General features: G+C 63.4%; 20 protein-coding genes. 18 read left to right on the top strand and 2 right to left on the bottom strand.

Translation table 11 applies throughout. From position 1 onward, the window contains the following. Positions 1-117 precede the first annotated feature (117 nt). The 3 genes from GIW81_RS00825 to GIW81_RS00815 are packed head-to-tail and all read left to right on the top strand — an operon-like array spanning position 118 to position 1,458. Complete coding sequence (locus tag GIW81_RS00825) at positions 118-759, top strand: hypothetical protein (protein ID WP_154737461.1); 642 nt, start codon at positions 118-120, stop codon at positions 757-759. Beyond that, a complete protein-coding gene (locus tag GIW81_RS00820) occupies positions 759-1,037 on the top strand; it encodes a hypothetical protein (RefSeq protein ID WP_154737460.1) in 279 nt (92 codons plus the stop codon). Before GIW81_RS00825 ends, GIW81_RS00820 begins: the two co-directional genes overlap by 1 nt. 25 nt (positions 1,038-1,062) lie before the next feature. Further along, positions 1,063-1,458: a hypothetical protein gene (locus GIW81_RS00815; protein WP_154737459.1), complete on the top strand. Its 396-nt coding sequence runs from the start codon at positions 1,063-1,065 to the stop codon at positions 1,456-1,458. Here the strand turns inward: GIW81_RS00815 and GIW81_RS00810 are convergent. Next, positions 1,455-1,838: a hypothetical protein gene (locus GIW81_RS00810; protein ID WP_154737458.1), complete on the bottom strand. Its 384-nt coding sequence runs from the start codon at positions 1,836-1,838 to the stop codon at positions 1,455-1,457. The two genes, GIW81_RS00815 and GIW81_RS00810, sit on opposite strands and share 4 nt — an antisense overlap. Before the next feature lie 715 nt (positions 1,839-2,553). Between GIW81_RS00810 and GIW81_RS00805 the strand changes: the two genes are divergently transcribed. The 5 genes from GIW81_RS00805 to GIW81_RS00785 all read left to right on the top strand — a co-directional run bounded on the left by GIW81_RS00805 (position 2,554) and on the right by GIW81_RS00785 (position 5,132). Continuing rightward, positions 2,554-2,730, top strand: coding sequence for a hypothetical protein (locus GIW81_RS00805; protein ID WP_154737457.1), 177 nt, complete (start codon positions 2,554-2,556; stop codon positions 2,728-2,730). Between the two features lie 10 nt (positions 2,731-2,740). Next, a complete protein-coding gene (locus tag GIW81_RS00800) occupies positions 2,741-2,980 on the top strand; it encodes a hypothetical protein (protein WP_154737456.1) in 240 nt (79 codons plus the stop codon). A 77-nt stretch (positions 2,981-3,057) separates the two neighbouring features. Further along, positions 3,058-3,774 carry a hypothetical protein gene (locus tag GIW81_RS00795; RefSeq protein ID WP_154737455.1) on the top strand — a complete coding sequence of 239 codons (717 nt, stop codon included), beginning with the start codon at positions 3,058-3,060 and terminating at the stop codon, positions 3,772-3,774. A gap of 3 nt (positions 3,775-3,777) precedes the next feature. Continuing rightward, positions 3,778-4,659: a beta clamp domain-containing protein gene (locus GIW81_RS00790; protein WP_154737454.1), complete on the top strand. Its 882-nt coding sequence runs from the start codon at positions 3,778-3,780 to the stop codon at positions 4,657-4,659. 74 nt (positions 4,660-4,733) lie between these two features. Further along, positions 4,734-5,132, top strand: a complete 399-nt coding sequence (locus GIW81_RS00785; RefSeq protein WP_154737453.1) for a hypothetical protein — start codon at positions 4,734-4,736, stop codon at positions 5,130-5,132. 283 nt (positions 5,133-5,415) lie between these two features. On the opposite strand, the gene GIW81_RS00780 is transcribed toward GIW81_RS00785, so the two are convergent. Next, positions 5,416-5,706: a hypothetical protein gene (locus GIW81_RS00780; RefSeq protein ID WP_154737452.1), complete on the bottom strand. Its 291-nt coding sequence runs from the start codon at positions 5,704-5,706 to the stop codon at positions 5,416-5,418. Positions 5,707-6,126: 420 nt separating this feature from the next. On the opposite strand from GIW81_RS00780, the gene GIW81_RS00775 reads away from it, so the two are divergent. From GIW81_RS00775 to GIW81_RS00735, 10 genes are all read left to right on the top strand, one after another. Then, positions 6,127-6,486: a DUF6197 family protein gene (locus GIW81_RS00775; RefSeq protein ID WP_154737451.1), complete on the top strand. Its 360-nt coding sequence runs from the start codon at positions 6,127-6,129 to the stop codon at positions 6,484-6,486. Next, positions 6,473-6,859 (top strand): DUF6197 family protein, encoded by a 387-nt coding sequence (locus GIW81_RS00770; protein WP_154737450.1) that lies wholly within the window; start codon positions 6,473-6,475, stop codon positions 6,857-6,859. Before GIW81_RS00775 ends, GIW81_RS00770 begins: the two co-directional genes overlap by 14 nt. Continuing rightward, positions 6,856-7,221, top strand: a complete 366-nt coding sequence (locus GIW81_RS00765; protein ID WP_154737449.1) for a hypothetical protein — start codon at positions 6,856-6,858, stop codon at positions 7,219-7,221. The genes GIW81_RS00770 and GIW81_RS00765 overlap by 4 nt, the downstream gene beginning before the upstream one ends. An 84-nt stretch (positions 7,222-7,305) precedes the next feature. Further along, the gene (locus GIW81_RS00760; RefSeq protein WP_154737448.1) at positions 7,306-7,734 is read left to right on the top strand and encodes a flotillin family protein; all 429 of its coding nucleotides are present in this window, start codon (positions 7,306-7,308) and stop codon (positions 7,732-7,734) included. Then, complete coding sequence (locus tag GIW81_RS00755) at positions 7,731-7,940, top strand: hypothetical protein (protein WP_154737447.1); 210 nt, start codon at positions 7,731-7,733, stop codon at positions 7,938-7,940. Before GIW81_RS00760 ends, GIW81_RS00755 begins: the two co-directional genes overlap by 4 nt. After that, on the top strand, positions 7,937-8,068 hold the full coding sequence (locus tag GIW81_RS19175; protein ID WP_267873807.1) for a hypothetical protein: 132 nt from the start codon (positions 7,937-7,939) through the stop codon (positions 8,066-8,068). The genes GIW81_RS00755 and GIW81_RS19175 overlap by 4 nt, the downstream gene beginning before the upstream one ends. Before the next feature lie 782 nt (positions 8,069-8,850). Then, a complete protein-coding gene (locus GIW81_RS00750; protein ID WP_154737446.1) occupies positions 8,851-9,168 on the top strand; it encodes a hypothetical protein in 318 nt (105 codons plus the stop codon). 300 nt (positions 9,169-9,468) lie between these two features. Beyond that, on the top strand, positions 9,469-10,611 hold the full coding sequence (locus GIW81_RS00745; protein ID WP_154737445.1) for a MarR family transcriptional regulator: 1,143 nt from the start codon (positions 9,469-9,471) through the stop codon (positions 10,609-10,611). Continuing rightward, positions 10,608-11,780 (top strand): tyrosine-type recombinase/integrase, encoded by a 1,173-nt coding sequence (locus GIW81_RS00740; RefSeq protein WP_154737444.1) that lies wholly within the window; start codon positions 10,608-10,610, stop codon positions 11,778-11,780. The genes GIW81_RS00745 and GIW81_RS00740 overlap by 4 nt, the downstream gene beginning before the upstream one ends. A 67-nt stretch (positions 11,781-11,847) precedes the next feature. After that, positions 11,848-12,111: a hypothetical protein gene (locus GIW81_RS00735; protein WP_154737443.1), complete on the top strand. Its 264-nt coding sequence runs from the start codon at positions 11,848-11,850 to the stop codon at positions 12,109-12,111. The last annotated feature ends 45 nt before the right edge of the window (positions 12,112-12,156 follow it).

The raw sequence follows: 12,156 nt of genomic DNA, 5'->3' as shown, positions 1-12,156 counted from the left end.
TCAAGTGGGGGAGGTGCGTAGTCGTATTACGCACGCACTCCCTACTCCGGCGTCACCCTTAGGTGTTGTCTCAAGTAGAAGTCATTTCAACTTACCTCACTCGCAGGAAAGGTTCTCATGGCATTCCCCAATCCCGACGTACCGCTTCGCCGCCACGTTGGTCAGACCGGCCAACGCGTAGCTGTTGCCGCCTCCCAGACCGCGGCCATACTAGGTGCCGCAGGCGCGGTGGGCGACTACATCGCAGGCCTCCTCGTCGTCCCAACAACGGTCGACGCGGGAGCGATCGCCGTCCTCGACAACGCCGCCTCCACAACGGTGTTCGCAGGGGGCACCGCTAGCCTCGACAGTCTCGCCCCCTTCTTCATCCCGCTCGGATGGAAGTCCATCAACGGCGCGTGGAAAGTCACGACCGGTGCGGGCCTATCCGTCATTGCGGTGGGAGAGTTCTCCGTTGCCGCGGCGCTGGTCGAACGTGCTGGCGTCACGCTGGTCCCGCTGTCGCTCGACGCGAACGAAATCGAGGAAGCTTCAGCCGAGGACACCGTTGTCGGCGCTCTGCAGGGTAAGACGACCGGATCGTCACTCAGCCTCACCGGCACGGCGGGCAACCGCTTCAAGCTGACCGGAACGAACATCGTCGCTGGTGCCGTAGCGACCGCCGCAGGCGAGTACGAGGTCACCGTCCGCGAGACGCTCGCTGGTGCGAGCAACACGCCGAATGACACCGTACTCAAGATCACGGCCACGGAAGCCTAGTGGACGCAGGAACGATCGGGGTCTTCATCGGCTTCGCAGGCGCAACGCTCGCCGCAGTCTACGGTGTCATACGTGACGCTGGCCTCCGCGAGCAGCGCATCCGAGAAGCCCTCTTCCAGCAGAACATAGCGCTCACCGCCGAGATCGAACGGCTCCGCGCACTCATCCATGAACTCGAAGTCACCGTCCTGCAGCGCGGCGCCCGTGTGCTTGAGCTGGAGACAGAGGTCGCCCACCTGCGCGCCCTCCTGGTGAAGCACGGCATTGACCCCGGCTGATTCCCTGATGGGAGAGAGGACAGTAATGAAGCGTCACGCCAACGAACGACATTGGGAGAACTACGAGCAGCGCCCCGGCGTCCCCAAGAGTGGCCTCCCGAGTTGGCGGCGGGTGCTACTCGCCGTCCTCGCGTGGGCGCTCATCGTCGGCATGGTCATCCTCGCGTTTGCCCGTGAGGCGTCACCCGCTAAGGGAGAGCCGCTTGTGCGTCCGATCGAGCTGCACATCAAGGCGTGCTACCGGCCGGACCCGCGCGTGTGCCTTGAGCATCCACCCGTGGTGTTCATGGAGCCGGGCCTCACGGTGTACGCGTGCGCCATGCGTGCTCAGATCGAGCTAGTGAAGTGGAAGGAAGAGCACCCCGGTTGGTACGTCATCCGCTACCGCTGTGGGAGAGCTGGGGTGATGGCTAGGGCCTAATTCGCACGCGACATGATACGCACAATATCCGCCATCAAGCGTCGCCCGCGGTCGGTGAGGTAGAGTCTCCAGACGAACGTCTTCAGCTTCCTGCCGCCTACGCCCGTCTGGGGCTCCTCCCGCATCGCTATCAGGCCGTACCCCGCTGTTTGAATGTGGGGAAGTCCGATCGTTGTGCACATCATCACGTGCCGATGCGCCGACGACTTGGCGATGCCCACACGGCGTGCCGCTGAGGTCGGGCTAAATTCTCCTTCGCGCAGCATGACTTCCAAAATCAATTGTATTCGCTGCGAGGGGATCAGAGGATCTATCTCGCGGAACAGCTCCTGGATGTCCCGGGCCTTCGTCAGGGCCAGAGTCTTCTTTAGGTCGCTCATCACTAACCGGGTGTTCTGGCAGAATCGGCGTGACGATACCCCGAATGCGGCCCACGGAGAAGTTCACGTCGTCGTCGTCGCGGTTGATATACCATAGACTTTCGTGGGACGGCTCACGCCAGAGGATGACCTCGCGCTTGAACAAGGAAAAGCTTCGGTGGAAACGCATCGGGGCTGTCCTTACCGGAATCAGGATGTGCACGGTCACACTAGTGGAACTGTATTAGTCCGTCACTAATTGCCCGAGTAATTTGGGGTCAGAAGTCTGAGGGCCTTTAATAAGGAGGCTCGCGCGCGCGAACCCCCCGTGCCCGTTCGCCCGGCCGCGTTGCCCCTTGCGGATAACCCGTTGCCGTCGATTTGCGGGACGCTATGGGGAGGCGCACGGGCTTTCCGACGTTTTACGCCAGTGGATTACGCCAAGCGGTGCCGAACGCCCGCAATCATTGGCTTACCAGCGGATTGCTACTCCGTTGGGCTGCACCAGGCGGCCGTGTTGCAGGGCGCACCCGCCACGCGTGACAGCGTGTGTCTGTCTCAGCCATCTATTTGTTTTGCTCAGTGTGTCCCACTTGCGCAACACACGTTGGCGTAATCCAACGGACCTCGTTTAGGTGGTTGCACTTGTGTAACCATTCAGGCTTACATTGGGTGTGTACCGGGCGCGCTAACGTTCGGTGACACTGATGCAAACAGCTACTGAGGAGCTATAGCAATGGACCTTAATCAGACACTCGACATGATCGCCCGCCACGGCTTCACCGCCAGCGTGGGCAATGGCGTGTGCCTCGTGGTGTTCCGCCATGACGGCAACCCGCCCGCGTTCGTCAACCGCGAGCCGGACGGCACGTATACGCGTCGCGCCGTTCTCGCCGCCCTCGGCGCACACTGAGGGGGACACCATGAGCAACACAGAACAAGCACGCCTCATCCGCGCATCTGAGTATGTCGAGCTACGGACGGCCGTGCGGCAACTCATAGGCCGCCACGGTGCGTCTGCTGTTGTGTTGGCGGTGCGCGATTACGCTCACGAGCGCGCCGCTGGTCTGCGCTACGTCGTCCAGTGGGGCACGGTGGCCAGCCTGCTTACGTGCATCTTTGACCATATCGTGGAAGGCCGCACCCTTCCCAATCTCGACTAACCACACCGGGGGCGGCTCTAGCGCTAACTAGGGCTCGCTCCTCTCTCACATCAGCAAGCTACTGAGGAGCTACTGCAATGACCCAACTCTATATCCAACGCACCACTGAGACCGCCCGCCCCTGCCGCTGCGACAACTGCGGCTGGACCGGAACGGAAGACGACGTAAACGCCATCAGCGACGCTCAAGAACGCCTTGAGGCTGGCGGCACGGTTCCCGCGGGCGAATGCCCCGAGGATGACTGCGGCGCGCTCGCGTACATCGTCACGCCGGAGCCTGAGGCGCCGCGCCTTACGGTCGCCGACCTTGTTGCCCGCGAAGTCGTCTATTGCGTCTCGACCCTTGTGTATGACGCCACGTCGCACGCTCAGGTTCACACCTGGGACGACAATGAAGAGGACGCGCGCATCGACTTATGGACGCCCATGCCGGACTATGATGAGGCGTGTGCCGAGAACGACATCACGCTCATTGAAGTCGGCGCGGACGAATGGACCTGGACGGGACCTGGTGGCCGTGAGGGCGCCACGTGGGACACCAAACAGGAAGCCGCCATCGGGGCGCTTGAGGCGTGCCGCGTGGACGTGTCCGAATACTCCGGCGAAGTCTATGAGCACTGGATTGTGTCCGAATGGTTCGCCGACAAGCTCGAAGCGGCGGGCGAACGCGTCGTCCGCGACTGGCACGGGCTCACCATTTGGGCGCGCACCACCACCGGCCAAGCGATCTACATGGACAGCGTTGTCCAGAGCATCCACGCGGACCTGTTCCGCAACACCGCCGTGGAGGGCTGAGCTATGACCATCCACACCAAGAAAGCACGCATCACGGACAACGCCACCGCCGCGCCCTCAGTCACGGGGCCGCTTGCTTCCCTTGTGGAGGCCCTCAAGTTCTGCCGCCCGGCTATCTCCACTGAGGAGACGCGGTACTACCTCAACACCGTTTGCATCTACTGGAACCCTGCAGGGCTCGTGGCGGTGTCGACGGACGGGCATCGCTTGCATAACTATCCGCTGAGCCCGAAGGGTACGCCGGACGGGCTCACCTATCAGTTCCTCCTCAAGCGTGACGACGTGGCCAAGATCCTGAAGACGTACAACACCAAGGGCAAGCAACGGGACAAGACGTACGCCGTCCACTTCGCGCACCCTCAGTCCAACGCAGGGCCGTCCACTCTTCTCTTCGCTGGTCACGAGTCGTTCAAGCCGCTCGACGCCACCTTCCCGGACTGGCAACGCGTGGTCCCGCGCGACGTGCTGCCGTCTCTCCACTGGCACGCCGAAGACGCCCGCGAAGTGTTCAACGTGCTTGCCGCGTATGACCGTGGGTACGCCGTGCGCATCGCTGGCAACACCGAAGGCGGCACCGGGGGCACCCTCAAGCTTGAGCGCAAGCACTTCGCAACGCTTCGCGCGGGCCACGTCGACATTACGCACTCGACCACCATTGACACGGGCGTGGCCGTGGCTCGCAACTTCGAAGTTGGGTATCAGGCAGGGTACGCGGCGGACATCGTGAAGGCCTTCGCCGAGCTGCACCGCGACAAGTGGCGGGAAGAACGGTACGGCGGCACGCTCGTGACGCTGAGCCTGCCGGAGGACGACAGCTTCGGTCCTGGCATGTGGCGTGTTGGCGATGCTGGGGCGTACGTGGTGCTCATGCCCATGCGCATCTAGGCCGCGCGCTCTCACTCAAGGCCCCGCAGGTTCACGCTTGCGGGGCTCTTTTTGTCTCTGCTACGGGAAACACCATGCCAAAGCCACGCAAGATTGTTCCGGGCGCTATCGCAGGTATCGAGGCGGCGTTGACCACACAGATACTCGAATGGGGCCGCGCACGGGAGTTGCTAGAGGAGCTGGAGGTTGGCGGGCTCTCCCTTCGCGGGACACTTGACAGCGCCCTTAATCTGGCCCGCGCCGTCGAGCGCACGGAGCGGCAGAACGTGACCATTCAGCAATGGTGCAAGGGGCTCGACGTTCGCTTGTACTTCAATGAAGACGCGTGGGGCGAGGCACGCGACGCCCTAACGCGGCTCCAGGCGGCGACCCTCTACATGGCCCGCCCTGCGCCCGATAGCTTCGCGATGACACTCCCGGATCGGATGGCGCGCGATGCGCTCGACACGATCAAACGGCTTGCTAACCGCTAGTCCGCTTTATGGGGAGGGCGCGCTTGGTCACGGAGTGCCTCACCCGCCTTACGCGTGAACCGGCCGTCCGGGTTACAGACGCCACACGGGACCGGCGCAACGGTGTCCCCGAGGAGCAGCCATCCGCCGTACCCGAGGAGGGTGCGGTCGGATGCGCAGCCGGGGCAGTTGTCGGGGGTGTGAGCCATTGGCGGCGCCTCCCGCGGTTTATGGGGAGAGCGAAGGAGTCGTCCGGTGACCCCTTCGCCCTTTTGTCCGCGTGCTGCCTAGACGGGAGTCAGGCTTAGGCAACGTCGCGGTTCATGGGGAGGGCGTTGTGCCGACGCTCGTTCCCCAATTCTTCGATGAGGCGCTGAAGCCTCCACGCTAGGTGCTTCTTCAGGAACTCATTCGCCAGATCGAGACGCGCATGCTTGTCGTCCGGCCATAGGTGCGTGTGGTCGATGTCGTCCGCCTTCATGTGGAGGAACTTGACGGCGTAGACCATCAGCTCAGCCGGTGGGACATACGTCTCCGAGCTGTGCGCCTTCTGGAGCAGCGCTTCGAACTCGGCGCATAGGTCATCCGTAATCATCACGCCTCACTACACACTACGCACACCGACTGCAATATGGTTCCACAAGTGTGACCATTGCACACGGCGTCTTAACTACGAACTAACAACCGGTTCCACTAGTGGGACTTTATGTGTTTCACTCTCCCTCAGGCGCATTCCTGGCCACGCCTAAAAAGTTGCCGGGCTGCAAGGACCGACGCGGATAGACGGTCAAGGGCTCAGTAGTCTCCCTGAATAGGGGGCGAGATCGCTGCTAGCGGCGGTCCACTGGTTTCGGGTCCTGGTGGGAGTTGGCGTAACGAGCCGCAACCCACGCCAAACTTTCTTTTCGTTTCACACGAGGCGCGCCGCCGCGTGGCCCGCAGGTTGCCCCCGTCCTGCGCTCCCCTTAAGGCCGCTCGGCGGTGCTCCTGGTGTGAAACTTCTTTCGGAGTTCCTATGCGCGTCACGTCTTTGCTTGAAGAGCGGCGCCGACTGCTCGAAGCCCTCGCATCCCTGGGGCGCGGCTGGTGTCAGGGCCAGTTCGCCACCTTCCGTGTTGTTAAGGGCGGACAGGTGGTTGAGGCGGAGCGGTGTCTAGTGGGCGCCCTGCAGGCGGCCCGCGTGCCCGAGCGAACATACCAGCGGTTCACGAACCTCCTGTTCGGGCACAAGGCAGTCCCACGCCTCACGCTCGCCGATTGGAACGATGAGCCGGAGCGGACACTCACTCAGGTCCTGCGGCTCACCCGCCGCGTGGTGAAGCGCGTGGAGGCCGACATCAAATCACACACGGAGAGCCGCCATGCGAACTCTTGAGAGCTTGCGCGCCGAGCTGCTCGACCTACGGGCGATCCGCGGGCTCATCGCTCGCGGGTGGTGCCAAGGGACTTATGCGGAGACGCGCGACCGCGCAGAGCGTGGGAACTATCGCCACGCTACCGCCTACGCCTGGTGTCTCGCGGGCGCCTCGTTTGCCACCGACGCGGACATCTGCGTTGACGACCGACTGCGTGCGCTCATTCGTGAAGATACCGCGTGTGATGGAATGGTCGATTGGAACGACGACCCACACCGCACGCAAGGCGAGGTCCTCGCGCTCATCCGCCGCGCCGAGTCCGAAGTCGAAGACGAGATTGCCGCGCTTTGGTGGCAGCGCCTCATCCGGCCGTGGACCTGGTTCCGCACATGACCACTCTCCCTGCCGTGCTCCGCGGCTATCTCCTCGACGAGCGGCAACTCGCGCAGCTCGCCCTTGAGCACACCCTCGAAGAAATCGGACGGCTCACCGGACGCGACACCATGTACGACCGCGCGCTCATCCTCAGCGGTCAGCAATCGCACCGGTTCGAGCACGCCCTGCTCATCGCCGTCCTCCGGCTCTACTGCATGGTCGACGATGGGCTCATCGCGAAGCTGCTCAGCGTGCACGCCGAAGACGTGGCGCGTATCTCGCGGGCCTTCATGGCGCACGCGGCGTGCGAACCGGCGACGCGCAAGCTCGTCTCGGATCTGCGGAGCGAGTTGGACCCTTACAGCTTACCGATTGGGTGACGCATGGTCCCCTCGCGTTTCCTTCGCCCCGAGACCACCGTCCGCTTTCACCTGGACCCCGAACCTGAACCTAAGGAGTTGCGCATGGGCTGGATCGTATCGTTCGTCATTGTGTGCCTCATGCTCTTCGTGGGCAGCGTCGCGGGGTGTATGCGGTACGGTCCCGAGTATTCCGTCTGGCAACAGGGGATGTCCGGCCAAGCTGAGCTGGCCCGAGCCGAGCAGAACCGGCAGATCAAAACGACCGAGGCCCGCGCGTCCCTGGAGTCCGCGAAGCTCAATGCGCAGGCTGAAGTGGAGCGCGCGAAGGGCGCCGCCGAAGCGAACCGCGTCCTCGCCGACAGCCTTGGCGGTCCCGACCGGTATCTCCGCTGGCGTTGGATCATGATGCTCGAAACGAACGAGCGCGCCGGTTCGCACCGCGAGATCATCTACGCACCGACGGACGGCAACCTCCCGATGACGGAAGCGGGCCGTGCCGTCGCGCCTCCAGCGGAAGGGAGGACGCCATGAGCTGCACGAAGACGACCACCGCCGAGAAGCCCACCGAGAACGTCCTCAAGTCCGGCTTCCGCGTGCTTACCGGGCTGGACGGCACGTACACGATGATCCCGTACGGCGGCCCCGATTACGGTTACACGCAGCAGGGCTGGGGCTTCACCAATGCGGACGACTTGCTGCAGTTCCTCAAGTCGGAAGCGCGGAGTCTGCAGCCATGAGCTTCCCTCGCCTCTTCGGAGGCTTCTTCGGCGCCGCCTCCATCCTCGCCTTCGTGGCGACCGTGGGGTTCCTCGGGCCGCCGCTCGTGTTCTACATCCGTGAGTGGTCGCAGTGGTGGTTCCCATGAGCTGCGACATCCGTTTCCATTGTGTAGCGGCGGACGGGCGCTCGCCAGGCGGCAGCTCCGTAGTCGGCCGCTGCAATACGCACCATTGGACTTTCTCACCGGAGCATCTCTACCCCGCGGTAGTTGAGCGGTGCCCCATCGGTCAGATCGAGGCGGCGGTTGACCGCGGCGTCGCACGTATCGAGGCGCTGCTCGCCCGTCAGGAGGAGAGCCGCTCGGATCGCGACTGGAAAGCTACTGAGGCCGCCCCAAACGGAGAGAGCACATGAACATGACGGAGACGATCACGTACGGGAAGTCGCCAGTGGCGGAGTTCCTCGACATGCAGAAGCTAGCGCAGGCGATGCATGAGTTTCTCATGGTCGACGTTTCCGCGTTCAAGCTCCAGACGCCAACTCCGCCACCGGAGCCACCTGGTCCGCCCACGCGCGGGATGCTGTTCGACGACCTCGACACGATTGCGGGGGCCACGCGGATCTTCGAGACGCCCGGCCGTTGGGTGCAGGGGTTCCTCGCCCAATACTCCGCCGAGTGTTGCGCCATGCGGCTGTGCCTGGTGGGCGGCCTGTACGAAGCTGAGGGCTATAAGTGGCCCGCGAGCGGCGCCATCTGTGCGGAGCCTGGTCCGACGTACCAGAGCACGCAACGCATCCGCATGCGCATCAAGGGTATCCTGGGGGAGAGCGCGGAGACGTTCAACGACAAGCGCGCTCCGCACGTCCATGCCGTCCTCAACCTCCTCACCACTGTTGCAACCAAAATCCGCAAGGAGCTAACCGCCTATGGCGAACAGGTATGCCCGCAAGTCTGCGGTACGGAAGCCGATGTCGAAGACGAACGCGTCGCCGCCCAAGATCATGCTGGAGCTGGACCCCGGCACGGCGTTCTCCGTGAAGGAGGCAATCGACGCCCAGCGGGAACTCAACATGGGCCTGCAGGAGCCGAGCGAGCCGGGCGACGTACTGAGCGAGGAGTCGCGGGCTTACGCGACCTTGCGCGAGCGGCGTCTCGCGAAGGCCAGCAAGAGCCTCGGAAAGGCGGCGACCGCCCACATCACGGCCGCAGTCCGCCTGAGCCCACCGAGAAAGAAACCGCGCTAGTCGCGGCGTAAGTTGCGCGCCCCGAGGGGTGCGGCTGCAGTGAAGGCCGGGGAGACTCGGAGCTAGCTGCTCTCCCGCACCCTGTTGGTTGGCAGCGCGGGGGCCGCCCTACGACTCCGCGGCCGGGGTTCTCACGTTCTCCAGGCTGCAGTTGTACGGGCGGCCCTCACTTTTGATGCGAACTGGTGCAGCTAAGTGGTTGCACTAGTGGAACTAGGCGTGGTAAACAAGCAAGCCCGGCAGGTGCGCTAACACCTAACCGGGCTCTAGGCAACAATCTCACTGAGGGAGATAGCCACCATGCCCACTGCAATACCACGCCTGTTGTCGCGTCTCAAGCGACCAGGCTTCATCAACTCATGGCCGAAGGCGATCCTCGCCGCAGGCTTCTTCGCACTCACCAACTACGTCATCTTCGAAGACGTGCTCCGGCACGGCTCGACCATCACTACCGATCACTTGCTCAGCTTCGCCGTCCTGGTCGGCACGTTCGCGTCCGGCCATTGGTTCTGGCCCACGCTCGTCAGCAAGGAGTACGGCACTGCTGCCGGGCTCGCATTGCTGTTCGTCGCGGGCACCGTCTATTGCGTGCTCACGTCAGCGGGTCGCAACGCTGAGGCGCTCGTCAACAAGGCCGCCAAGGTCACGGCCGACAACGGGCCGTACGCGGCACAGGAAAGCAAGGTCAAGGGCGCCGAGGGTCAACGAGCTGAGGCGAAGGCGAAGCTCACTGAGGCCGAGACTGAGGCCAAGGACGCCACCAAGAAGGCGGACGCCGCGTGCGTCAAGCACGGGGCCGATAGCTGGCGGTGTGAAACCGCCCGCAAGAACGAGGACGCCGCTGAGGGCCGCAAGGCCAAGGCGCAGGACTTCTACGACGGCAAGACGAACACGTACTGGATGGAGGACGCTGGTCTTCGGCTCATGGCCAAGAAGGACACCAACGTCGACCTCAAGTACGCCGCGAAGGTGCTCAACTACATCCCGCACGTGAGCGTCACTGAGGATCAACTCGCGGACATTATCCCGTTCGTGAAGTCGGTGTTCTGCGAGTTCGCGACGCTCCTGTTTGCGGCCGGTGCTTTCGGGCATCGCCGTGAGACCGTCCCGGAGCCACCGAAGGAACCTGAGACCGTCCCACCGCTTCAGGACCGTCCCACGGAACCGTCCCGAGACCGTCCCGCGGCTCCGCCGCTCCGTCTCGTCCAGGGTGGGACCGTCCCATCGTCCCAAGTCGCCGCGCTCGTGTTGTTGCGTCAGCATTTAGCTGTGCACGGGACCGTCTCGCAGAGTGACTTACGGTCCCTCCTGGGGGACGTTTCGAAGCAGACCGTCTCGCGCTGGTGCGACGATTGGGAGGCGGACGGTCACATCTGCCGGACTCTCTCCGGCCGCACCCGCATGGTCTCGCTGAAGCCCGCCGCCCGGAGGATCGCCCGATGAGCATTCGTCAATATGGTCCTCGGAGCTTCCGCGTGGAGGCGATGGTGCGCGGCGAGCGTCGCAGCGAGTACGTGGCGACCAGCGTTGAGGCTGAAGCGCTTGAAGCCAAGTGGCTTGAAGAGCGCAAGTCAGGGCGGGCAGCGCCTTCTAACGTTGTGGTGTTGCCAGTGAAGACGAAAAAGGCATGGACGCTAGAAAACGCGTTCGACCACGGTCTCAACAAGCCCGCTGGTGACGGCGGGTGGATGGGTGCCGTCTGGGAGCCCGACGTTCGCCGCATCAAAGATCAGTGCATCACATACTTCGGCCCCAACTTCCTCATTGCCAAGGTGCGCCGCGCCGAGGAGGGGGATGAAGCGAACGAGAAGACAATCGACGGCTTTGTTGCGATGTGCCGCACGGGCGTCTTCGCTACGTCCTCATTTCGCTCGAAGGGCAAGGGCAAGAAGTACGGGGCACGCAAGAACAGCAACGCCACGATCAACCGCAAGCTGGACGTGCTGAAGAAGGCGCTACGGCTCGCGTTCGAGTTCAAGGCGCTTGAGGCCATGCCAGCCTTTCCCGTGCGCCCTGCAGAGGGCAACAAGAAAATCCGCTTCTACTCCGATGAGGAGGAGGCGGCGCTCTTGTCCGGGCTGCAGGATGGCGTGGAGGACCCGACCACCAAGGACCCCGATGGGTGGCTGGAGGCGTATGACCAAATGTGCATTCTCATCGACGTTGGCGTCCGGTGGGGCGAGCTGTTTGGTCTTCAGTCGGCCGACTTTCACAAGGGGCGCCGCGAGGTCCTCGTCCGCGGTATCGAGGACAGCGGGCAGCAGAACGATGACTTGGATCGCGTGGTGCCGCTCACGGATCGCGCCTTTGCGATCCTCGCGCGACGCTGCAAGCTCGGCGCGAACGGGAAGCCGTTCATGCTCAACTACGATGGCCTTAGCTACCGCTTCGACAAGGTGAAGGACGCGATGGGCCTGAAGCACGACAAGCGCTTCACGCTTCATACCGCCCGACACACCTTCTGCTCGCGGTTGGCACAGAACGAAGTCGACGTTGGTGTCATCCAGCGCCTCGCGGGGCACAAGAACATCGCAACCACGATGCGCTACGTACACTTCAAGACGCGCAATCTGCGGGCGGCGATTGATGCAGTCGAGCGCCGCGCCGTCTAGTCCTGCACCGCAGTTCAACCGTAGAGGCTCGGCTTCATCGCCGGGCCTTTTTCTTTGGAAGCCACTCATGAGTTCCACCGCCGCGGTTGCCAAGGTGTGCGCCGCTATCTCTACGCTGCAGGACGTACTCAAGTCCGCGGGCCTGAACCACGCTATCCTGGAAATCCGGCTCGCTACGGGCGCGGATGGGCGCAAGTTTTCCGAGCTGCTCGCCGACTCCGCGATGGTACGCATGCACCCTAAGCCGGTGCGCGACATGATCGCCCGAGCACCGATCATCTACGGCATCCGCGTGACGTGGCCCGAGACGGTTGAGGCGGTGCAAGCATGAGTCGCAGGCGCGAGTTCTACAAGTCGCCCGGTTACACGTATGCAG

This window comes from Hyphomicrobium album (assembly GCF_009708035.1).
Lineage (GTDB): Bacteria > Pseudomonadota > Alphaproteobacteria > Rhizobiales > Hyphomicrobiaceae > Hyphomicrobium_A > Hyphomicrobium_A album.
This window is presented reverse-complemented; position numbering and strand designations above follow the sequence as displayed.

What these genes read in the sequence shown, in the direction of transcription:
- GIW81_RS00825 (WP_154737461.1), top strand. Translation starts at nt 118, where the DNA reads ATGGCATTCCCCAATCCCGACGTACCGCTTCGCCGCCACGTTGGTCAG.
- GIW81_RS00815 (WP_154737459.1), top strand. Translation starts at nt 1,063, where the DNA reads ATGAAGCGTCACGCCAACGAACGACATTGGGAGAACTACGAGCAGCGC.
- GIW81_RS00810 (WP_154737458.1), bottom strand. Translation starts at nt 1,838, where the DNA reads ATGAGCGACCTAAAGAAGACTCTGGCCCTGACGAAGGCCCGGGACATC.
- GIW81_RS00805 (WP_154737457.1), top strand. Translation starts at nt 2,554, where the DNA reads ATGGACCTTAATCAGACACTCGACATGATCGCCCGCCACGGCTTCACC.
- GIW81_RS00800 (WP_154737456.1), top strand. Translation starts at nt 2,741, where the DNA reads ATGAGCAACACAGAACAAGCACGCCTCATCCGCGCATCTGAGTATGTC.
- GIW81_RS00795 (WP_154737455.1), top strand. Translation starts at nt 3,058, where the DNA reads ATGACCCAACTCTATATCCAACGCACCACTGAGACCGCCCGCCCCTGC.
- GIW81_RS00790 (WP_154737454.1), top strand. Translation starts at nt 3,778, where the DNA reads ATGACCATCCACACCAAGAAAGCACGCATCACGGACAACGCCACCGCC.
- GIW81_RS00785 (WP_154737453.1), top strand. Translation starts at nt 4,734, where the DNA reads ATGCCAAAGCCACGCAAGATTGTTCCGGGCGCTATCGCAGGTATCGAG.
- GIW81_RS00780 (WP_154737452.1), bottom strand. Translation starts at nt 5,706, where the DNA reads ATGATTACGGATGACCTATGCGCCGAGTTCGAAGCGCTGCTCCAGAAG.
- GIW81_RS00775 (WP_154737451.1), top strand. Translation starts at nt 6,127, where the DNA reads ATGCGCGTCACGTCTTTGCTTGAAGAGCGGCGCCGACTGCTCGAAGCC.
- GIW81_RS00770 (WP_154737450.1), top strand. Translation starts at nt 6,473, where the DNA reads ATGCGAACTCTTGAGAGCTTGCGCGCCGAGCTGCTCGACCTACGGGCG.
- GIW81_RS00765 (WP_154737449.1), top strand. Translation starts at nt 6,856, where the DNA reads ATGACCACTCTCCCTGCCGTGCTCCGCGGCTATCTCCTCGACGAGCGG.
- GIW81_RS00760 (WP_154737448.1), top strand. Translation starts at nt 7,306, where the DNA reads ATGGGCTGGATCGTATCGTTCGTCATTGTGTGCCTCATGCTCTTCGTG.
- GIW81_RS00755 (WP_154737447.1), top strand. Translation starts at nt 7,731, where the DNA reads ATGAGCTGCACGAAGACGACCACCGCCGAGAAGCCCACCGAGAACGTC.
- GIW81_RS19175 (WP_267873807.1), top strand. Translation starts at nt 7,937, where the DNA reads ATGAGCTTCCCTCGCCTCTTCGGAGGCTTCTTCGGCGCCGCCTCCATC.
- GIW81_RS00750 (WP_154737446.1), top strand. Translation starts at nt 8,851, where the DNA reads ATGGCGAACAGGTATGCCCGCAAGTCTGCGGTACGGAAGCCGATGTCG.
- GIW81_RS00745 (WP_154737445.1), top strand. Translation starts at nt 9,469, where the DNA reads ATGCCCACTGCAATACCACGCCTGTTGTCGCGTCTCAAGCGACCAGGC.
- GIW81_RS00740 (WP_154737444.1), top strand. Translation starts at nt 10,608, where the DNA reads ATGAGCATTCGTCAATATGGTCCTCGGAGCTTCCGCGTGGAGGCGATG.
- GIW81_RS00735 (WP_154737443.1), top strand. Translation starts at nt 11,848, where the DNA reads ATGAGTTCCACCGCCGCGGTTGCCAAGGTGTGCGCCGCTATCTCTACG.